Annotated in this window: 18 protein-coding genes and 1 pseudogene; 12 read left to right on the top strand and 7 right to left on the bottom strand. The window is 65.5% G+C overall.

Going from position 1 to position 19,405, the window contains the following annotated elements:
* Positions 1–20: 20 nt before the first annotated feature.
* Positions 21–745: pseudogene (locus tag G6N32_RS22430) on the bottom strand (helix-turn-helix domain-containing protein).
* A 64-nt stretch (positions 746–809) separates the two neighbouring features.
* Here G6N32_RS22430 and G6N32_RS22425 point away from each other — a divergent pair.
* Both G6N32_RS22425 and G6N32_RS22420 read left to right on the top strand, forming a co-directional pair.
* A complete protein-coding gene (locus tag G6N32_RS22425; protein ID WP_115322088.1) occupies positions 810–2,672 on the top strand; it encodes a S9 family peptidase in 1,863 nt (620 codons plus the stop codon).
* Positions 2,673–3,214: 542 nt separating this feature from the next.
* Positions 3,215–4,426 carry a hypothetical protein gene (locus G6N32_RS22420; protein WP_115321931.1) on the top strand — a complete coding sequence of 404 codons (1,212 nt, stop codon included), beginning with the start codon at positions 3,215–3,217 and terminating at the stop codon, positions 4,424–4,426.
* A 141-nt stretch (positions 4,427–4,567) separates the two neighbouring features.
* Here the strand turns inward: G6N32_RS22420 and G6N32_RS22415 are convergent, their stop codons facing one another.
* Together G6N32_RS22415 and G6N32_RS22410 are read right to left on the bottom strand one after the other, a co-directional pair.
* Complete coding sequence (locus tag G6N32_RS22415) at positions 4,568–4,948, bottom strand: ChaB family protein (RefSeq protein WP_115321930.1); 381 nt, start codon at positions 4,946–4,948, stop codon at positions 4,568–4,570.
* Positions 4,949–5,115: 167 nt separating this feature from the next.
* Entirely contained in the window at positions 5,116–6,111 is a 996-nt protein-coding gene (locus tag G6N32_RS22410) for a YihY/virulence factor BrkB family protein (protein ID WP_115321929.1), read from the bottom strand.
* 183 nt (positions 6,112–6,294) lie between these two features.
* Here G6N32_RS22410 and G6N32_RS22405 point away from each other — a divergent pair, with 183 nt between their 5' ends.
* Positions 6,295–7,254 carry a mechanosensitive ion channel family protein gene (locus tag G6N32_RS22405; RefSeq protein WP_115321928.1) on the top strand — a complete coding sequence of 320 codons (960 nt, stop codon included), beginning with the start codon at positions 6,295–6,297 and terminating at the stop codon, positions 7,252–7,254.
* Positions 7,255–7,291: 37 nt separating this feature from the next.
* On the opposite strand, the gene G6N32_RS22400 is transcribed toward G6N32_RS22405, so the two are convergent.
* Positions 7,292–7,771, bottom strand: coding sequence for a hypothetical protein (locus tag G6N32_RS22400; protein ID WP_115321927.1), 480 nt, complete (start codon positions 7,769–7,771; stop codon positions 7,292–7,294).
* A 213-nt stretch (positions 7,772–7,984) separates the two neighbouring features.
* Positions 7,985–11,428 (bottom strand): Ig-like domain-containing protein, encoded by a 3,444-nt coding sequence (locus G6N32_RS29190; RefSeq protein WP_163789008.1) that lies wholly within the window; start codon positions 11,426–11,428, stop codon positions 7,985–7,987.
* 234 nt (positions 11,429–11,662) lie between these two features.
* Between G6N32_RS29190 and G6N32_RS22390 the strand changes: the two genes are divergently transcribed.
* The 4 genes from G6N32_RS22390 to G6N32_RS22375 all read left to right on the top strand — a co-directional run bounded on the left by G6N32_RS22390 (position 11,663) and on the right by G6N32_RS22375 (position 14,799).
* The gene (locus tag G6N32_RS22390) at positions 11,663–12,565 is read left to right on the top strand and encodes an NAD-dependent epimerase/dehydratase family protein (protein WP_115321923.1); all 903 of its coding nucleotides are present in this window, start codon (positions 11,663–11,665) and stop codon (positions 12,563–12,565) included.
* 102 nt (positions 12,566–12,667) lie between these two features.
* Complete coding sequence (locus G6N32_RS22385; protein WP_115321922.1) at positions 12,668–13,555, top strand: cyclopropane mycolic acid synthase family methyltransferase; 888 nt, start codon at positions 12,668–12,670, stop codon at positions 13,553–13,555.
* A gap of 7 nt (positions 13,556–13,562) precedes the next feature.
* Positions 13,563–13,952, top strand: a complete 390-nt coding sequence (locus tag G6N32_RS22380) for a YchJ family protein (RefSeq protein ID WP_115321921.1) — start codon at positions 13,563–13,565, stop codon at positions 13,950–13,952.
* Positions 13,953–14,004: 52 nt separating this feature from the next.
* Positions 14,005–14,799, top strand: coding sequence for a glycoside hydrolase family 16 protein (locus tag G6N32_RS22375; protein WP_179964176.1), 795 nt, complete (start codon positions 14,005–14,007; stop codon positions 14,797–14,799).
* Positions 14,800–14,839: 40 nt separating this feature from the next.
* On the opposite strand, the gene G6N32_RS22370 is transcribed toward G6N32_RS22375, so the two are convergent.
* Positions 14,840–15,073, bottom strand: a complete 234-nt coding sequence (locus tag G6N32_RS22370; protein WP_115321919.1) for a hypothetical protein — start codon at positions 15,071–15,073, stop codon at positions 14,840–14,842.
* Positions 15,074–15,157: 84 nt separating this feature from the next.
* Between G6N32_RS22370 and G6N32_RS22365 the strand changes: the two genes are divergently transcribed.
* On the top strand, positions 15,158–15,745 hold the full coding sequence (locus tag G6N32_RS22365; protein WP_115321918.1) for a DUF4232 domain-containing protein: 588 nt from the start codon (positions 15,158–15,160) through the stop codon (positions 15,743–15,745).
* A 134-nt stretch (positions 15,746–15,879) separates the two neighbouring features.
* Here the strand turns inward: G6N32_RS22365 and G6N32_RS22360 are convergent, their stop codons facing one another.
* Entirely contained in the window at positions 15,880–16,878 is a 999-nt protein-coding gene (locus G6N32_RS22360; RefSeq protein WP_115322087.1) for a GlxA family transcriptional regulator, read from the bottom strand.
* Positions 16,879–17,199: 321 nt separating this feature from the next.
* Between G6N32_RS22360 and G6N32_RS22355 the strand changes: the two genes are divergently transcribed.
* The 4 genes from G6N32_RS22355 to G6N32_RS22340 are packed head-to-tail and all read left to right on the top strand — an operon-like array spanning position 17,200 to position 19,398.
* Positions 17,200–17,730 (top strand): DUF1097 domain-containing protein, encoded by a 531-nt coding sequence (locus G6N32_RS22355; RefSeq protein ID WP_115321917.1) that lies wholly within the window; start codon positions 17,200–17,202, stop codon positions 17,728–17,730.
* Entirely contained in the window at positions 17,730–18,467 is a 738-nt protein-coding gene (nthB, locus tag G6N32_RS22350; RefSeq protein ID WP_115321916.1) for a nitrile hydratase subunit beta, read from the top strand. The genes G6N32_RS22355 and nthB overlap by 1 nt, the downstream gene beginning before the upstream one ends.
* The gene (gene nthA, locus G6N32_RS22345) at positions 18,464–19,084 is read left to right on the top strand and encodes a nitrile hydratase subunit alpha (protein ID WP_115321915.1); all 621 of its coding nucleotides are present in this window, start codon (positions 18,464–18,466) and stop codon (positions 19,082–19,084) included. The genes nthB and nthA overlap by 4 nt, the downstream gene beginning before the upstream one ends.
* A complete protein-coding gene (locus G6N32_RS22340) occupies positions 19,081–19,398 on the top strand; it encodes a nitrile hydratase accessory protein (RefSeq protein WP_115321914.1) in 318 nt (105 codons plus the stop codon). Before nthA ends, G6N32_RS22340 begins: the two co-directional genes overlap by 4 nt.
* Positions 19,399–19,405 lie beyond the last annotated feature (7 nt).

Here is a 19,405-nt window from a genome sequence, read left to right as displayed (position 1 = left end):
GTACGCCGGGCGAACGCGCCCTAACTCCCACGCAGCAGCTCACCCGCTCGCCGCAACACGTCCAGCTGCGCGGGGTTGTACAGTTCGGCCATTGCGTCGTCGATCACCTTGTCCGCGAACCGCTTTCCGCGCGGAGCGTCGGCGCGCGAATCGTCCAGACCTGGATTCGCCTCGCGCACGGCGCGGATGTAGGGAACCAGTCGTTCGGCGAGCGCTTGCCGGGTCTCCTCGGACGCATCGGCAGCCAGATTGTCCAAGTCGGCAGCAGCAGGATCATCAGGCGTCTGCCGCATCATGTCCGCATAGACCTGCGCGCCGCGGGTCCGAGCACGCGGCTCAGGACCACGACGAGCGAGCGGTCCGCGTCGGTCATTTTCGCCGCGGTGTCGGGCGCCACGAAGTCGGGCGGCAGATCGGTCGGTGCGGACTGCGTGAGCAGCTCGGCCAGCTCTGCGCGAACACGCTGTAACCGCGTGATCGTCTCTGCCAATTCAGCGTCGAGTTCGCGCAGTGCCTGTTCTGGGTATTCGTCGTGCTCGCCTATGGCGGCGATCTGGGGGAGTGAGAAGCCGAGGTCGGTCAGCCGCTTGATGCGGACCAACCGAACCAGATGCGCGACGCCGTACTGCTTGTACCCGTTGCTGCGCCGCGTGGGCTCGGGCAGCAGGCCGACGTCGTGGTAGTGGCGCACCGCGCGCAGACTGGTGCCGGCCAACTCGGCGAGTTCCCGCGTGCTCCAGGCCACGGTTCCATCATGGTTGATCAGCGCGGCTTGACTGTGCCGCTACGTCCGAGTGTGCGATGGATTGATGATCAGACCTGCGCACATCTCCGTCGACGACTTCTTCAAGCCGCCCGTCCGTGCGGCCGCCTCGATCTCTCCGGACGGCACTCGCGTCGCCTATCTCGCACCGTGGCGCGACCGGCTCAACATCTGGGTGCAAGGTTTGAATGACGGCGCCGAACCGCGGCGCGTGACCGCCGACGAGACACGCAGCGTGCTGCACTTCTCCTGGACCGATGATCCGCGTTGGCTGCTGTACCTGCAAGACGCCGGCGGCGACGAGAACTGGCACATCATGCGCGTGGACCTCGACGATCCAGAGGCCCAAGCAACAGACCTCACCCCGTTCCCGGGCGCCATGTCGGCCTTTGAGCTCCTACCCGAGAAGCCGGGGAAGGCCCTGGTCCACTCCAACAAGCGCAGTCCGACGCAGATGGACGCCTACGAATTGGACATCGCGTCGGGCGAGCTGACACTGCTCGCCGAGAATCCCGGCGACGTCGTCGGGTGGTTGGCCAGCCGGCGTGGCGACCTGTTCGCCACCAAGCTGAACCAGGGCGGCGATCTCGAAGTCCTCGAGTGGGTCGGTGGATCGCTGCGCTCCATCGCTCACTACGACGGCAAGGACTACACCATGGGCATCTATCCCATGGTGGTGACCCCGGACGGCGGCGGGATCTGGATGGGCTCGAATGAGGGCACCGACCGCACCCGTCTGGTGCGGCTCGATGTGGCCGACGGCAAGCAGTACGCCGTCGACAGCCACCCGAGGTTCGACATCGACACCTGCGCCCAGGTCTGGCCGGGGTTACCCGAGCCGCTCATCCAGAGCCGCGCCACCGGCGAACTGCTCGGCGTGCGGTATCTCCATGAGCGTCAAGTCATTCAGGCTCTCGACCCGCACTTTGCCGACGTCCTGAGCGCGCTGGGAAAACTCTCCGACGGAGACATCGGGGCGCTGTCCTGCGACAACGGCGGGACCAGGTGGATCGTCAGCTTCACCCACGACCGCGATCCCGGCGCGACCTACTTCTACGACCACGACACCGGTGACAGTCGGCTGTTGTTCCGTCCGTTCCCACATCTCGATCCCGAGCAGCTCGCTCCGATGCTGCCGGTGACGATCCCCTCGCGCGACGGTCTGGAACTGCACTCCTACCTGACCCTGCCGATCGGAGTCGAGCCCAGGAACCTGCCCTTGGTGCTGACTGTGCACGGCGGGCCATGGGCGCGGGACAGGTGGATGTACAACCCCGGTGTTCAGCTGCTCGCCAATCGCGGATATGCCGTGCTGCAGGTCAACTTTCGAGGCTCGGCCGGCTACGGCAAGGCCTTCCAGAAAGCCGCGATCGGCGAGTTCGCAGGCAAGATGCACGACGACCTGATCGACGGCGTCGAGTGGGCGATCGAGCAGGGATATGCCAACCGCGAGCGGGTCGCAATCCTCGGCGGATCCTACGGCGGTTACGCAACACTCGTCGGCGTCACGTTCACTCCGGATGTCTTCGCCGCCGCGATCGACTACGTGGGCATTTCGGACCTGAGCAATTTCATGCGGACCCTGCCCGAAGTAGCCCGGCCGCACCTGGCCAACAACTGGCACCTTTTCGTCGGCAACCCCGACGATCCAGAGGAACTGGCCGACATGCTCGCTCGCTCACCGATCACCAAGCTGGACCAGATCACGACACCGCTGCTGGTTATCCAAGGCGCCAACGATGTTCGCGTCGTCCAGGCGGAATCCGACAAACTTGTCGAGGGTCTGCGTGCCCGCGGCGTCGAGGTCGAGTACATGGTGAAAGAGGACGAGGGCCACGGCTTCGTCAATCCGAACAACACGATCGACATGTGGAACGCCGTGGATCGATTCCTGGAGAAGCATCTGTGACTGTCAGGTGTGAACGCCGAACGGCATCCGACTGCTCGGCGATGAACGCTGGGCCGGGTTCGGGTGCGCAACAATTTAGATCCGCCAGCAAACCCGCCACCGGACACGTTCCGAGTGGACGCGGGGGCGGCGATCGAGCGCGATCTGATTTACGCGCCCGACGCTGGTCCGCTGGGTATGCCGTCGCGCAGGCCCCTCCGCCCTCCGCCGCTCGCGCAAACGCCGTGAAATTTACATAAGAACGGTTATGGTACTGAAAGGTAACTTAGATCACGGTCTCAGCAAACCGCCTAACTTACCCCAGGGTAAGTTAGGCGGTCGGTGTTGATAGCTGTCCATCCTCTCCGGTTCACCGCCCGGCAACCTGATGAAATCCTCAAGAAGGTCGTGAACAGCGGTGTTGATCGGGCGCATCGGCAGATAGCTCAGCTATCCAGGGTCCTTTCGACGCGCAAGAAAGTTTCCGAAACCTCTACTTACTGACGAGTAAGGTGCGCTACGTTGTGGCGCTGAGGGGGGCCAAACATCTTCGAAGGAGAGTCATGAACGCTGCTGTTCGCCCGTACGCCACCGCTGGTGTTGCGCTGGTGGGAGCGAGTGTCATCGCGATCTCACCACTAGCGCCACCGCTGCCCGATGCCCAGGCGCTGCAGCGGTCGATCTCGTCGGTCAGCGTCGAGCTCAGTGCCGCGGTCAACCCGATCGAGAACTGGGTGCAGGTTTTCCAGAAGTCCGCAGCAAATCTCGGTGCACTCGGCCAGCAGATCGCCGCCAGCCCGGCGCCAATCCTCAAGCAGATCGTCGAGAACCAGCTCGCGAGCCTGAAGGCCTTGCAGACGGCCTATACCAATGACGCGGCGAACCTCAAGCTGATCTTCGAAAGCGTCCCCGGTACGATCGAGACCGCTCGCGGCCAGCTCCAAAGCGGTGACATTGTCGGCGCTTTCGACACCATCAACAACACCGTCGTGATCCCGCTCGCGCTGAACCTCGTTACGATCGTTTCCGATTCGACCGTCCCTCTGGTGAACACGGTGAACAACTTCGCCAAGGCCTTCGCCACACTGCCCAACACCGTCTTCCAGGTGGTCCTGCCGATGACGTTCCCGCTGGTGTCGACGATCAACGCCGCGGTGCAAGCGACGCAGGACGTGTACGACGGAGTGGTCGCCGGCGACCCGGGCGCCGTCCTCAACACCCTGGTGAACCTCCCCGCGAATCTGGTCGGCGGCTTCCTCAACGGGTCGGGCACCGTCCTCGGATTCATCGATGCCCCGGGCCTTCTGACGCCGTACAGCCCCGACTTCGGTTTCCTGGCCAGCGGGCCGATCGCCAGCCTGATCCAGCTGCGCGATGTCATCGCCCAAGCAATCGGAGCCACTCCGCCGGCCACGGCCGCCATCAGTGCGGCCAAGGTGCCCGCCGCCGCCAAGACGGTCACCCTCTCGACCGCTGCCCCGGAAACAACCGGCACGGCGTCGGCGGCCAGGGGTGCCACCAAGGCGGAATCGGAGGCTGCGGCTGACGACACGTCGGCCTCCGCCGACGCGACCGAATCTGCCACTGGCGGAACGGGTTCCACGAAGGCCAGCGTCAAGGCCACCCCTGCGGTGACGGCAGCTGCTTCCGGCAGCTCGGACTCGTCAAGCGACACCAAGGCCGGATCGTCCACCGCCGGTCACGATTCGAAGGCCGGCAGCGGCAAGAAGAGTTCGTCGGGTAAGTCCGGCAGGTCCGCCAAGGCCGGCAAGTAAGTGTGACCGCTCAGCGCCGGTCGCCCCCGATCGGGGAGGGAGCGACCGGCGCTGTGGCGTCGCTGCGAGACGCAGCGGCGGATGGGCCTCAGCGTCCGAAAAGCCTTCGTGTGTCGCAATTGATCGCTACAACTGTGACAACTAGCGGCTGTGCGCAGCTGCGCCACGGCTGGTCTTGTTGATCGCAGCGACCAGATCGCTCTTGTTCATCGTCGAACGACGCGGAATGTCGAGCTTGCGTGCGATCTCGGTCAAGTGTTTCTTGGTCGCATGGGCATCGACCCCCTCAGCGGTCTTGCTGTTGGCCTTCTTGGCTTTCTTCTCCCAGTGGTCGCCGACCTTTTCGAACTTGTTCTTCAGCGCGCTATAGGCGACGCGGTGGGCGCGCTCGGCGTCACTGTATTCCTTCTCTGCCGCATCGTGTGCTTTGGCGAAGGTGCGCTGGGCCTTCTTGCCCGACTTCTGCAGGGTGCTTGGCAGTTCGCTCTTCTTCGGCTTGCCGTTCTTCTTGGTCATCGGCACGGTGTTCGCTCCTTTCGGGTTGATCTGGCATGAGCCGCCACGAGCCGAGTGCTCGGCCGGGGAGCCCGCTGATTCGACGCCGACTACCCGCTGATGAGTCAGCTAAACGCCCCGCCCAACCTCGTGCCCATGTCGACTGCGACTTACCTTGTGGCACAAGGAATTCATCAGGGGGTTGCGCCCGCTGTCGCCGGTGATTCGCGCTCGAGCTTTCTTCGGAGACGCTGCAACCGCCACGGATGATCCTCGTGCGGCCACATCCTCTCGATCGCGGCGTTGAACTCCGCGCCCAAAAGCACTGCGAAAGCAGTGATGTAGAGCCACAGGACAACAGCAATGGGCACCGCGAGTTGGCTGAAGACGGCGTCGTGCCGAACGCTCAATGAGAGGTATGCCCGCAGCCCGGCAGACGCCAGCAACCAGATCGCCATGGCGAGTAAGGCGCCGGGCAAGTCGCGGCGCCAGGGTGTCCGCCATGGGGCGCCGACGTGGTAGATCGTCGCCAAGCCGACGATCAATACCCCGACGACCGATGGCCAGAAGAACAGGTGAAGTGTGCCAAGCGTGGTCTCCTCGACGGAGTCCGGCGCCACCCATTTCACAATCCGCGGACCGAAGACCATGGGCGGCAACACTGCCCCCGCACTCAGGAGCAGACCGATGGTGAGTCCCAAAGCCAGCAGGCGCCGCCGCCAGCCGGGTCGCGGTTCGAGGTCATAGGCGATCGTGATCGTCTCGAGGTAGCGATTCACCGCCCGTGAACCGGTCCAGACGCTCAGCAGCAGGGCAACGGAAACGACCCCTCCGCGCGTTTCGGTCAGCACGGTGTCCACCAGCTGCTCATAGGTGGCATAGCTGGGATCCGACAGGAACGACCTGGGGATTCCGAGTACGAGTTGGCGGAAGCCGCCGCGGCCTTCCGGGCCGAGCGCGGCTGCCACGAATCCGAGTGAACCCACGACCGCCAACAGCAGGGCCGGCAGCGAGATCAACGTGAAGAACGCTGCCTCGGCCGCCAACCCGGGGACCCGATCGTCGAGTGTCCCGCGGCCGGTACGGCCGATCAGCCGGCAGGTCTGCTGCAACGGCCTGGGTAGGAGGACGAACATCGCGTAACCGCGACGCCGCAGGGTCGAGCGCGCGGAGACGGCGGTCTCCGACATGCGCGACCACGCGTCTTGCGGCCTGCTTCGCAGTGACACTGCACCCAGCGTAGGAGGAGGCTGGCTCGCCAGCGGCGCGCGACGAGTGACGCGAGCTGATCGGCATGAATCCCCAACCGAATCGGTGTCCGGGCCCGCGGGAGGTGAACCTATCCGGCTTTCGGGGTACGTAACGTCGTGAACATGGATGCACGCAACTTGGCCTTGGAATGGACGGACACCACCCAGCACTGGCTCGTGGAGGTGCCGATCCGCCTCGCGGTGTACCTGATCGTCATCCTGATCGTCCGGTATGTGCTGCACCGAATGATCGACCGTGCGACTACCGGCCGGAGTGGCAAGAGCAGCGCCGGTGAGCAGCGGCTCCAGGATACGAAGCCCACCTTGCTGCGCCGCCTTCGTCATGGCGTCCCGGTGACAACCATCAGCGATCAAGCCAGCACTCGACGCCAGCAGCGTGCTCACACGATCGGGTCGGTCCTGAAATCCACAGTGTCGATAATTCTGCTGTCATGGTTGGTGCTGGCAGCACTCAATGTGGTGGGGGTGAATCTCGCGCCGTTCATCGCCTCGGCCGGCGTGATCGGCCTTGCGGTCGGATTCGGTGCCCAGAACCTGGTGCGCGACTTCGTCAGCGGCGTGTTCATGCTGCTCGAAGACCAATACGGGGTGGGTGACATCGTCGACCTCGGCGAGATGAGCGGCGAGGTCGAAAGCGTTGGTCTGCGCATCACCACCGTCCGCGACATCGACGGCACGTTGTGGTACGTCCGTAATGGAGAGATCTCCCGGGTGGGCAACATGAGCCAGGAATACGCGGTGGCCCGTATCGAGGTGCCGGTCGCGTTGACCGCCGACGTCGAACAGGCGGAGCGGGTGGCACTGGAGGCGGCCGCGCAGGCTATCGAGGACCCGACGGTGGGCGCAAAGGTGCTCGGCGAGCCGGAGATGCTCGGCGTGCAGGAACTTGCCCCGGACCTGCTGACGCTGCGCATGACGTTGAAAACCAGGCCGGGGGCGCAATGGTCGGTGCAGCGCCGACTTCGGCGGGAGATCCTGCAGGCCTACGACGAAAGCGGCATCGAATTGCCCTATCCGCGGGGGCGTATCCACGCCGTGGTGGGCGGCAACGCCGAGAAGTGAGGCGGGACGGGGCTGTTAGCGCATCGGAGAGAACAGATTACTGGGGGTAGCCCAGACTCCAGCCGCGGTACTGCCAGCCCGACCCCACATGTGGACTCGGCAGAATCTGGATGTTGTGTCCGTCGCCGTACCCTCGCTTGAGCCCTTGGACGCCGCCGGAGATATATGTTCCGTCACCACGGGCAATGTCGATGTGGGCGCCGTACGGGCTCTTGCTGAAGACGAGTGCTCCCCGCGGCGCATCCATGTCGGTATGTATCTGACCCTGTTGGAGCAGCGTCTGGTACATGGTCTCGGCGGCGCCATCCCAGCCGTACTTCGCCTGCGGCACGTCGAAGGCATAGGCCACAAAAGCCTCGCACCCGTAGGGGCCGAACATGTCTGAGCCGAGCGCACTTTCGGCCTTCGAGATGGCGTCGTCGGCTCCGGCGATCCTCTCTGCGGAGGCGGCGGGTGCGAACAGCAGTGCTACGGCCAGCGACAGTGCCGAGATTACGAGAGAAATGCGGGCGTTCAACTCATGGCTCCGATCCGACGTGAACGTTGGCCTCGTCGATGGGGCCGTGACTCGGTCTGCTCGTACGAGCCGCAAGGCTCGATCCAGATAACTTAATGGGTCCGTTCAGGTTGTGTTCAGATACCCGTCACGAGGTCGTCAAAACCGCTGGTGATCGGGTTTTCACCCGCAGACCACACCGGACGGCAGGCGGACTCGCTGAGTTCCGCCCGCTCAGACGGCCGCCTCGGACTGAGGGATCGCGGACACGACTGTGAGGTCATAATCGGTGACCTGCCATGCCTTCATCAGCGCGCTCAAGGAGAACTCGCGGCCGCCCGTATCCAGTGCGCTGTCGTTCACCCACACCTTCCCGTTCGTCACATCCACCTTGAGCACCTGTATTTGGTGGTTGTAGTCGGTGAAGTTCGGGTTGGCGCTGGACGCCTTCCAGCCGGGGAGCGACGAATACAACGCGTTGTTATTGATTCCGACCGTTACCGCCTTGCCTTGCGCCAGAGCGGCATCCATGTCGTTGAGTGCGCGTTGCCCGTCCGCGGGTGTCGCGGCGGAAATACGCTTGCCGTTCGCGTCGTAGGTCCCGTACACGGTGTTGACTGCCGTCACCGGGTAATGATCCTGCATCAGGACGACGGCGTCTTTCGGCCACGCGCCCATTTCGATCAGCTCACTGAGGAACATCTTCCGGCCGGGGATGACGACGCTGTCGAGCTCCTTGGCCCAATTGACAACCGTCGTCTCGTCGACGGTTTGTGTCCCGGTGACCTGTGCGGCCGCCATCGCCGAGGCCATCAACAAGCAGTTCCAGAAGCTCTGCTGGCGGTGCAGTTGCGCCAACTCGGTCACGTCACCGCCGTACACGCCCGTACCCGTGACGGTCACGTTGATTGTCCGGTCGATGGTGTCGGGCTTAGCGATCCCCATCGTCACGGCGACAGAATGCAGCACACCTTGAACGAAGCCCGCAAACCCCGGCAACTGAGCACGGCTGCCGTTGTTGACTGTGATGGTGAAACTGTCGCTGATGCCCGGGGCCACCATGTCGGGGTTGGGCGTGTAGACGTAGTTGCCAGTTGTCTCATCCAAGGTCAGCGAACCGTACTTCGGCTGTGTTTTCACCGAATACGTCACCGGGAATCCATTGTTGCTCTTGGCGTTGAGCTCAATGGTGATCACCTTGTTCGTGCCCCACTGGCCCCACACGTTCGGCGCGACCGTCGGTGACTGATTGAAGAAGGTGTACGACAGTGCCTGTGTGAACCCGCTCCACATCGACTGCAGTGCCGCAATGGCGTTGACGGAGGACGCTTTTCGCGCGTTAGCCGTCGGTGTGCTGGTAGCAGAACGGGTGTCGCTCACGACCGATGCGGCTGTCAGTGCGGTGGCCGACCCGGGCCCCCCAGGGTTGCCCGAGTTGCCGTAGGAGCCATTGTCACCAGGCGTGGCGTTGTTGCTTATCCCGCCGGTGCCGTAGTTGCCGTAGTTACCGCCGCCGCCGCCTGTGCTCGGGCGAGGACCGCCGGTTCCGCCGTTGCCGCCGTCACCGCCGTTGCCGCCGTCGCCGCCATTGCCACCGTTGCCATAAACGCCCTGACCGCCTTGGCCGCCGGCTCCGGCCCGGCCACCCGTGCCGCCGTCGCCCGCGACACTCTGGCTCGATCCGTTGCCGCCTTGGCCACCCTTGCCGCCGTCTCCGCCCTTGCCTCCTTGGCCGCCGAGGCCGAAGCTCCATCCGGCTCTGCCGCCGTCTCCGCCCCAGCCGCCATACCCGCCGTCGGCGCTTGCACCACCGACTCCGCCGATTCCGCCGACGCCGCCGTCACCGCCGCGACCGCCGATTGCGTTCTGGTCGTTGGTGTTTCCACCGGCTCCACCGGCTCCGCCCCGACCGCCCTGGCCGCCGACGCCACTCGAGCCGGAAATTCCGTTGGACGGAATTGCGAAGAGGTAGGCGCCTCTGCCGGCTTGGCCTCCGAGGGCACCACCGGGGCCACCCTCTCCGCCGGCACCGCCATTACCACCGTTGTAACCATTTCCGGTGGTTACGTTGTACGCCTTCGCCCAGTAATTGAAGCCACGTCCGCCGACACCGCCCCAGCCGCCCTTGCCACCGCTGCCGCCGTTTCCGCCGATACCGAAAACCAGGCTGCCGTTGCCGCCGTTGCCGCCGCTACCGCCCTCGGCGCCCGCGAAACCTTCCAGTCCATTGGGTGCGTCGGCGGTTCCGTTATCGCCGGGCCGTCCTTCCTGCCCGACGCCGCCGGCGCCGCCGTTGCCGCCGCGGCCGAACACCGATAGAGCTCCGACATCGCCCCCGTCGCCGCCGTCGCCCCCGCCGAAACCGCCCGCTCCGCCGGCGCCCCCGTTGCCCGTCCAGAGGCCACCGCGGCCTCCTTCACCGCCGTGGCCGCCGTAATCGTCTTCGTGGCCCTGTTGCGGACTGTCGCCACCGGCCCCGCCGTTGCCGCCGATCGAGTACAGCGAGAACCGACCGCTGTCTCCGCCGTCGCCACCGTCACCGCCGTAGCCGGCCTTGCCGCCGTTGCCGCCGTTGCCGCCGACACCTCCCATCGAGAACAGTCCGGTGTCGCCTCCATCACCGCCCTTGCCGGCCTTGCCGCCGTACTCGATGGCGTTGCCGCCGTCGCCACCGTTGCCGCCGTTGCCCCAGAACACGCCACCGTCGCCCCCGTTGCCGCCCACGGGCCCTTCGGTTCCCAGTGCCACGCCGGCGTTGCCGCCATTGCCGCCCCTTCCGAAGAAGCCGGCCGAGCCGCCGTTGCCGCCGGTCGCGCCACCTTGGGTTTGAGTGCCGTTTCCTCCGGAACCACCGTTGCCCATGATCAGGCCGCCGCGTCCGCCGTCGCCGCCGGAGCCATTGCCGTCGGTGGCCACGGCTGCGCCTCCCTTGCCGCCGTCTCCGAATAGCCCGGCCGCACCGCCGTTTCCGCCGTTGTAGCCGGCTCCGCCGTTACCGAAGATGCCGGCGCGGCCGCCGTTGCACACGCTCGGGCAGGTGGCGGAGGTATAGGAGAATCCGTTGCCCATCAACAAGCCGGCGTTCGGGTGCGCGGCCGTGCCGTTGCTGAAGAAGATGCTCAGGATCGACTCGATGCCGACGGCGGGGACCACGCGCGCCGACGGCGGCGTGCTACTGACCGTTGCGTTGGCGCGGGGAACCGAAGGCTCGTCGGTGGTGACCGCCGCCGCGGGGCTCACCTGCGCGATGGACGGCGCTTGGCTGACAGCGGCGGTGACGGCTGATGTCTTGTGGTCAGACTTGGCCGTGCTCTTTGCGGTCGCGGAGTTCTTGGCGCCATTGGGATTACGGGCCGCGTGTCCGTTGACGCCCGCTGATCGCGGTTTCTGCCGGGCGGTACTCGCGTGCCCCGTCGACTTCGCCGGACCGCTGGCCGCGGAACTGTTCGTGGTGGATCCCTTGGCGTCCGACGAGCCGCTGGAATCGGCTGACGCAACGGCAGGGAGCGAAGCGATGGCCGCACCGACACCGAGGGCAACCGCCGAGGCGCCGAGCCAGGTCAAAAACCGCGCATTGCCCGTGGGTGCCTGCCTCGGGGGCGTCATCCCGCCGAACTCGGCAGGAAGCAATCGCACCTCGGACGGCTGGCTGATTCGGGCATGACTCGATGACGGCATGACGGCACTTCCCCCACTAGTGACCACGGCTTGATTGGTTGCCGCACGCCTGGCTGCCGGCAACTTGTTGCAGGCTATAACTAATTAGCTGCAACGTCATGGGATCACCGAAATGTTCGGGCGGACCTTTCACGGGAGGGACATCCGGGTGCACCCGACCCGGTAGCTCACCGCAGTTCTGGGCGCCGGCGCGAAGTCGGATCACCCGGTCGTTTGTCTGCCTATTATCAGCCGATGCGCGGATCCAAGATTCTGATCACCGGAGTGAGTGGCCAGGTCGCCACCCCTGTCGCCCTCGCCATGGCGCCGGACAACGAGGTGTGGGGCATCGCCCGGTTCACCGACTCTGCGGTCAAGGACAGCCTCGAGAGAGCCGGCGTCCGGTGCGAGACCATCAACATGGCGGCCGGGGACTTCACCGGGCTGCCGACCGATTTCGACTACGTGCTGAACCTGGCGGTGGCCAAGAGCGGTCGCTGGGACAAAGACCTCGCCGCCAACGCGGAATCGGCGGGTCTTCTCATGGCGCACTGCCGCGGCGCACAAGCGTTCCTGCACTGTTCTTCCGGCGCGGTCTACGACCCGCCCGGCGACGAGCCGCGGACCGAGCGCACCGTTTACGGCGACAACCACAAGAGCCTGCTGCCGACCTATTCCATCACCAAGATCGCCGGTGAGACCGTCGTCGCGACCATGGCACGCGCCCTCGGCGTCCCGACCACCATCGCGCGCCTCAACGTTCCCTACGGCGACAACGGCGGCTGGCCCTATTTCCAGATGGAGATGATGCTGCGCGGCATGCCCGTCCCCGTCCCGCCCGGCGGGCCGGCCGTCTACAACCCCATCCACGAAGACGACATCATCGCGATGATCCCGAAACTGCTTGAGGTGGCCTCAGTTCCGGCCACCACCGTCAACTGGGGCGGCGATCAATACGTCAGCGTCCAAGAATGGTGCGCCTTCCTCGGATCGCTCGTCGGCACGGAACCGGTCTTCGAGGAAAGTGATCAAGCGCTGCGCGGCAATCCGTTGGACGTCACCAAAATGCATGAGCTCATCGGGGGCACCAGCGTCGACTGGCGCGACGGGATGCGGCGGATGGCAGCCAAGTTCCGCCCGGAGCTGGTCGGCTCCTAGCCCGCCGGTGGCCGAAATGACGCGTCGGCGCACCCGCACCGCGTAGGGTGCGAGCCACCACGCGATCGCTTCACCCATCCCAGACGGGAGGGCATACGGACCATGCCCGACAACGAATCCACTTCGACGATGCGGCCTCATTTCGAGGACATCCAAGCTCACTACGATCTGTCCGACGACTTCTTCGGCCTGTTTCAGGACCCGACCCGAACGTACAGCTGCGCCTATTTCGAACCCGCCGACCTCTCGTTGGAAGAAGCCCAGATCGCCAAGATCGATCTGAACCTGGACAAGCTCGATCTGAAGCCGGGGATGACGCTGCTGGACATCGGCTGTGGGTGGGGCGCCACGATGAAACGCGCGATGGAGAAATACGACGTCAACGTCATCGGCCTCACGCTGTCGAAAAACCAGCATGCGCACACCACAGAGCTGCTCGGCGCGGTCGATTCCGGGCGGACCCACGACGTTCAACTGCATGGCTGGGAAGAGTTCACCGAGCCCGTGGACCGGATCGTGTCGATTGAGGCATTCGAACATTTCGGCTTCGAGCGCTACGACCACTTCTTCAAGAACTGCTTCAACATCCTGCCCGACGACGGGCGAATGACCATCCAGAGCACCACCAGCTACCACCCCTACGAGATGGCCGAGCGCGGCACGCCCATCACGTTCGAGGGTCTGCGGTTCGTCAAGTTCATCCTCACCGAGATCTTTCCCGGCGGTCGCATCCCGACGGCCACCATGATGCAGGAACGCGGCGAGGCAGCCGGATTCACCGTCCCGGAGGTGCTGTCGTTGCGACCGCACTACATCAAGACCCTCGGCATCTGGGGGGATGCTCTAGAAGCCAACCGCGACAAGGCAATCGAGATCCAATCCGAAGAGGTCTACGACCGCTACATGAAGTACCTCCGCGGCTGCCAGGGCATGTTCACCAAGGAGTACTGCGACGTCAACCTCGTCACCTATCACAAGCCCGCGGCCTGAGGTCTGCATGCGCTCGACCGATCTCTGCCCGTGCGGGTCCGGCGCACCGTTCGGCCGCTGCTGTCTGCCGCTGCACCGGGGCGAGAGCAAGGCCGGCACCGCGCAGCAGCTGATGCGGTCCCGATACAGCGCCTACGCCGTCGGCGACCTCGACTACGTGTGGCAGACCTGGCATCCGCGCACCCGGCCCGACGCGCTCCCTCCGGCCGACGGGCTGACCTGGACCGGGCTGGAGATCGTCGACACCGCCGACGGGCAGCCCGGTGACGAATCCGGTGAGGTCGAATTCCGGGCGCGGTACCGGCAAGGCCCCCGACCTGGGGTGTTGCACGAGCGGTCGCGCTTCGCCGTGCGGGCCCGTCGCTGGTTCTACCTCGATGGGGACATTCTCGACTGACCAAATCCGCGCCCGGGCGCGGCCGCTGCTTTATGGTCGAGCCGTGCCCGAATTGGACCGTCGAAGCATGATGTTGATGTCGGGGCTGGGCCTGCTTGCCGCCGCACTTCCGATCCCGAGTGCGAACGCGGAAGCCCCCTACCTATTCCAGGACGATTTCGACGGACCGGCGGGGTCGGCCCCGAACCCGGCGAATTGGTCGATACAGAACTGGCAGGACGACGTCTGGCCTCCGGTCGAAAGCCAGTACCGCGACGACCGGCGCAACGTCTTCCTCGACGGAAACTCCAACCTCGTGCTCCTCGCCACCCACGAAGACGATCAGTACTTCAGCGGCAAAGTGCGGGGAAACTGGCGAGTCCCCATGGGCCATACCTGGGAAGCGCGGGCCAAGCTCGACTGCCTGACCTCGGGCGCCTGGCCCGCGTACTGGGCGGTCAACGAAGATCCGTTGCCCGACGGTGAGGTCGACATCTTCGAGTACTACGGCAACCGCAGCTGGGCGCCGGGCACCACGGTCCACGCGGCATCGAACGGCAAGACGTGGGAAAGCAAGTCGATCGCCGGGCTGGTCGACGGTGGCTGGCACACCTGGCGGATGCGTTGGGACGCAGACGGATTCAAGTTCTGGCGCGACTACGTCGACGGTGCGAAGCCCTACTTCACGGTGCCGCCCAAGCCGATCCCGGTCCACGGCAACCCCACCGACCTGCGCTGGCCGTTCAACAATCCCGGGTATTGGCTGGCGCCGATGTTCACCCTCGCGGTCGGGGGACCCGGCGGCGGTGATCCTTCGCTGGGTAACTGGCCGGCGGCGATGCTGATCGACTGGATCCGCATCTGGTAGCCGACGCTACCGCGGGGCAGCCAACCTCATCCCGGCGCCGCTACGTGCCGCCGGTTCCCGCGTCGACAACGCCTGCCTCATGTGCTCCGGGAGTCTCCGGCATCTCATGCCGCCCACCGCCCGATCGACGCTGAAGAAACCACACACCAGCCCCCACCGAGACCACTGCGCCGACGACGATGGTGGGCCACATCAAAACCTGCGCCAGCCAGACCCGCCGCTGGATTCTGAGGACGCGCTGCTCGGCATGCCGAACACGGGCCAGCTTGTTCATGTGTCCTCTAATGCCCACGATCAGCCGGGAGAAAACAGTCGCAATGTGGGATCGGTAGGCGCGTCCCTGCGGTGGGATGACGACATGACATCCGCCCGACCGGTTTTGCTTCTGGCGACGGTCGTTCTGCTCGCCGGTTGTTCCGCCGGGCAGAACACCGCGCCGGTCACGCAGGCGACCGCACCGCCGACCACGTCGGTCTCGGCACCACCGCCCCCTACCGCACCGACCACAGTCACCGTGACGGCCACACCCACCACCACGCCGCAGTCCGCTCCGAGCGCCGCAGGGGGATGCTCAGGCGAGGACCTCACCGTCACCACCGGGACCTTGCAGGAATCCGGCGCGCAACGTCAGGTCATCGTGTCCTTCACGAACACGTCCGGACACGCCTGCACACTGGTCGGATATCCGGGCGCTGATCTGGTCACGCCCGCCGGCGGCGTGCTGATCAACGTGCCACGCCGCCCCGCCAACGCAGCGCATCGACTGACGCTCAACCCCGGCGACGTCGCCACCGCCGACGTGACGGCCTCGGCACTCGACTCGGCAACGGGCAAGGCGTGCGCGCGGTGGGGAACCCTGGTCGTCACTGCACCCGATGACGTTGTGCCCCATACGATGAACGTCGACGTGCCGATCTGCGACGCGACGGTCAGCTCGGTCGACTGATGCCCTTACCGGCAGCCGCCGGCGGGGGTGGTCACGAACAGGTTGTCGGCACCACTGGCATCGGCATGCGAGCCGCAGTACGCGGTCGGCTATTCAATTTTCACTCTGGCATCACAAGGAGCCGGATGAGGGCGTCAGCGATGGATGCCGGTCGTGCGGAAACGGCTTCGATAGGAGCTCGGTGACACGCCCAACGCCCGGCGGAAGGTTCGGCGCATGGTGTCCGCCGACCCGAAGCCGGCCCGCCGCGCAACGGTCTCTTGGCCGTGATCGCCGGTCGCCAGCAGTACTTTCGCCGCCTCCAGCCGGGCCTGCTCGACGAACCGCGACGGCGTCAACCCCACTTGGTCGCGGAACATCCGAACCAGATGCCGCTCGCTGACGGCGGCGCGTTCGGCCATCGACGCGATCGAATGATCGGCTGCCGGATCGGTCACAACGGAGTCGAGGATCTCGCGTAGCCCGCGCGATACCGGCGAGGCGGCCTCGGTCCAGACGCTGAACTGGGCCTGGCCGCCGGGCCGTTGCAGGAACACCACCATCCAACGCGCCACCCGCCGGGCGACGTCGGGGCCGTAGTCGCTTTCCACCATGGCCAGGCCGAGGTCGACGCCCGCGCTGATTCCCGCCCCGGTGATGTACGGGCCGTCCTGAACGAACAACGAATCCGGCACCACCTCGATCTCGGGGTAGGTGCGCGCCAACTCCTGGCAATGCGCCCAATGGGTGGTCGCACGGCGGCCTTCGAGCAAGCCCAGGGCTGCAAGCACGAACGCGCCGGTGCAAACCGAGGCCACCCTGCGTGCCCGCGGAGCCAGCTCGCCCACCATTTCCAAGGCCGACGCCACGACGTCCGGGGTCTGCTCTTCGGGGATGTCGTGCTCGCCGGGGGTGAAGTAGAAGTCCGGCGGCACCCCACCCGGGACGATCAACGTGTCGATGTGGTCCGGCACCTCGGTAAGCGGGACGTCGACCTTGAGGGTGACGAACGAGGTCGTGTTCACGGCTTCGCCCGTCAGCGAGGCCAGGATCACCTGGTATCTCGCGCCGAAATCGTTTGCCCGCGCGAATATTTCGAGTGGCGCGGCCACATCTTGTAGCGTCACTTTGTCATACAGCGCGAACACGACGATCTTGGGCGCCGGTGATTCCCGCGCATTCGCGGGTCGACGCCCCGCGGCGGTCGGCCGCTGTGATCTGTGCTCGCCTGACACCCGGTGCTGTCCTCTCGTGACCCCATCCGAGGTGAAGTCAACGTAGCGGCACCACGGTGCGACGGCAACGTGAACGGTAGGTCGGTACCGATAAGTCCGGAATTGCGCGTTTCGTGTCCGGACCTGACGGGCCGAGCAATCGGGCCGTAACACCGCTGAAACCCCCTGGGCGGAGGCTGATTTCACCGTACTCCGCTCCGGTGTCGAAGCGAGTCACCAAACCTTCTAAGTAGGTGGGCCATGGATTCTCGGACAGCCCTGACGCTGAGCATCGGCGTGCTCGGCGGCGTGGCAGTCGCGTTCACTGCCGAAGTCATCACCGTGCCGATCTGGGTGGTGTTCCTGGCGTGGGCGTCGTTCTTCTTCGTCGGTGGCGGTGTCGCCGGCTGGGTCCGGTCGGTCTCGTCGAACATCGTCGGTGTGGTCATCGCCTCGGCCAGCCTGTACGCCGCCTATCTGATGGGCGGCAGTCTGCTGGTGACCGCGATCGCGGTGGGTGTCGGCAGCGCTGTCATGGTGCAGGCGTCGTGGGTGCCTCTGTTGGCCACCACTCCCGCCGTCGTCGTCGGATTCGCCTCCACGGTCTCGACGGTCGCCGGACGAGGCAACGACATCACCGTCACCACCGTCTCGCACCCGGGGCTCGTCGCCGCGGTGGCCTGCATCCTCGGCGCATCCTTTGGCCTGCTTTCGGAGTACCTGGCCACCGCGATGACGAAGAAGCCGGTCGCAGACACCGCACCCCCACACACGGAAGGAAGCCCGGCCTGATGAAACTGCAGCACTATCTCGGTGGCCTTGAAGGCCTGCCCGAGCCGTTGACCCTGGAGAAGCGGGTCTTCGTCGAGGAGTGGGAGAAGCGCATCTTCGGCATCCACGTCGCGATGATGGGCTTGTCGAACCATCTGGGGGCCGCGCTGCCGGCGTATCCGATCGACGAGGTGCCCACCGCCTTCAAAGACGAGTGGACGTGGGCGGACCTGCGTACCGGCGCCGAGGCGATGAACCCGTTCGACTACTTCAAGTTTCGCTACTACGAGAAGTGGCTGGGCGGCATCACCCAGTTCTTCATCGACAAGGGCTATGTGACCGAGGAGGAGCTCGCCGAACGGATGAACGAGGCGGCCTCGGGCGCCGACGCCGAGGACCTTCCGGCGATCGACGACCAGGTGATCGCCTATCTCCGCCTCGGGGACAGTCCGCGCCGCGACGTCGCGCACCCGAAGTTCGCGGTCGGCTCGCAGGTGCGCATCACCAATGTGCCCGCCGACGCGCACAGCCGGCTACCCGGTTACCTGCGCGAACGGGTCGGCACTGTGGAACGCGTCTTCGAGGGTGACTACGGCTACTTCACCCACACCGGCGATGGCATCGGTGACCCGATGCCGATCTACATCGTCGAATTCGATCCGGCCGAGATCTGGGGCCCGCGCGCCGAGGGCGGCCCGCTGAGGCTTTATGCCGAGTTGTTCGAAGCCTATTTGGCACCGATCGAGGAGAAAGCATGACCGGACAGTTCGCCTATCCACCCGACCGCGAGGAGATCAGCGCCAAGCAGGTGGCTGCACTCGAGGCGCTGCTCATCGAGAAGGGCGTCATCACACCGCAGACCGTGGACAAGGTGCTGGCCTACTTCGAGACCGAGATGACGCCGCTCAACGGCAAGAAAATCGTCGTAAAGGCTTGGACTGATCCCGAATTCGCAGCCAAGGTGGTGGCCGACACACCTGCGGCCGTCGCAGAACTGGACCTGCCGGAGGGGATGGCCGGCGCCGAGGGCGAGCACCTGCAGGCGGTGGCCAATACCGCCGGTGTGCACAACCTGGTGATCTGCACGCTCTGCTCGTGCTTCCCGTGGCCGGTGCTCGGGCTGCCGCCCTATTGGTACAAGGATCCGACATTCCGGTCGCGGGCCGCTCGCGAACCGCGCAAGGTGCTCGCCGAGGTCGGTCTCGAGCTGCCCGCCGACACCGAGATCAAGGTGTGGGACTCCAGCGGCCACTCGCGTTGGTTCGTCATTCCCGAACGGCCCTCGGGCACTGAGGATTTCACCGACGAGATGTTGATGGATCTGGTCACCACGGAGTCGATGATCGGAGTTGCATTGGCGGGTCCGACGTCATGAAGCTGCATGACACCTGCACCACCGACCAGGCCGCGCCGCAATTCGACCATGAGTGGCAGCGCCGCGCCTTCGGGCTGGCGCTCGCGCTCTCGGAGTTCCGGCACTACCCCTGGAGTGAGTTCCAGGAGACGCTGATCTCGACGATCGGCGCGTGGGAAGGCCTGCCCGAATCCGAACGGGGGCAATGGGAGTACTACGACCACTGGGTTGCCACCCTCGAGAAGCTCGTCGACCGCCACGAGCTCCTGACTGCGCCGCTGCTCACCGATGCCAACGATCACGCACTCGCCCACGAGCACGACCACGACCACTAGAACTGCG

This window comes from Mycolicibacterium aichiense (assembly GCF_010726245.1).
Classification (GTDB): Bacteria; Actinomycetota; Actinomycetes; order Mycobacteriales; family Mycobacteriaceae; genus Mycobacterium; species Mycobacterium aichiense.
This window is presented reverse-complemented; position numbering and strand designations above follow the sequence as displayed.

Coding starts and splice junctions, on each gene's coding strand:
- G6N32_RS22425 (WP_115322088.1), top strand. CDS start 810: ATGATCAGACCTGCGCACATCTCCGTCGACGACTTCTTCAAGCCGCCC.
- G6N32_RS22420 (WP_115321931.1), top strand. CDS start 3,215: ATGAACGCTGCTGTTCGCCCGTACGCCACCGCTGGTGTTGCGCTGGTG.
- G6N32_RS22410 (WP_115321929.1), bottom strand. CDS start 6,111: ATGTCGGAGACCGCCGTCTCCGCGCGCTCGACCCTGCGGCGTCGCGGT.
- G6N32_RS22405 (WP_115321928.1), top strand. CDS start 6,295: ATGGATGCACGCAACTTGGCCTTGGAATGGACGGACACCACCCAGCAC.
- G6N32_RS29190 (WP_163789008.1), bottom strand. CDS start 11,428: ATGCCGTCATCGAGTCATGCCCGAATCAGCCAGCCGTCCGAGGTGCGA.
- G6N32_RS22390 (WP_115321923.1), top strand. CDS start 11,663: ATGCGCGGATCCAAGATTCTGATCACCGGAGTGAGTGGCCAGGTCGCC.
- G6N32_RS22385 (WP_115321922.1), top strand. CDS start 12,668: ATGCCCGACAACGAATCCACTTCGACGATGCGGCCTCATTTCGAGGAC.
- G6N32_RS22380 (WP_115321921.1), top strand. CDS start 13,563: ATGCGCTCGACCGATCTCTGCCCGTGCGGGTCCGGCGCACCGTTCGGC.
- G6N32_RS22370 (WP_115321919.1), bottom strand. CDS start 15,073: ATGAACAAGCTGGCCCGTGTTCGGCATGCCGAGCAGCGCGTCCTCAGA.
- G6N32_RS22365 (WP_115321918.1), top strand. CDS start 15,158: ATGACATCCGCCCGACCGGTTTTGCTTCTGGCGACGGTCGTTCTGCTC.
- G6N32_RS22355 (WP_115321917.1), top strand. CDS start 17,200: ATGGATTCTCGGACAGCCCTGACGCTGAGCATCGGCGTGCTCGGCGGC.
- nthB (WP_115321916.1), top strand. CDS start 17,730: ATGAAACTGCAGCACTATCTCGGTGGCCTTGAAGGCCTGCCCGAGCCG.
- nthA (WP_115321915.1), top strand. CDS start 18,464: ATGACCGGACAGTTCGCCTATCCACCCGACCGCGAGGAGATCAGCGCC.
- G6N32_RS22340 (WP_115321914.1), top strand. CDS start 19,081: ATGAAGCTGCATGACACCTGCACCACCGACCAGGCCGCGCCGCAATTC.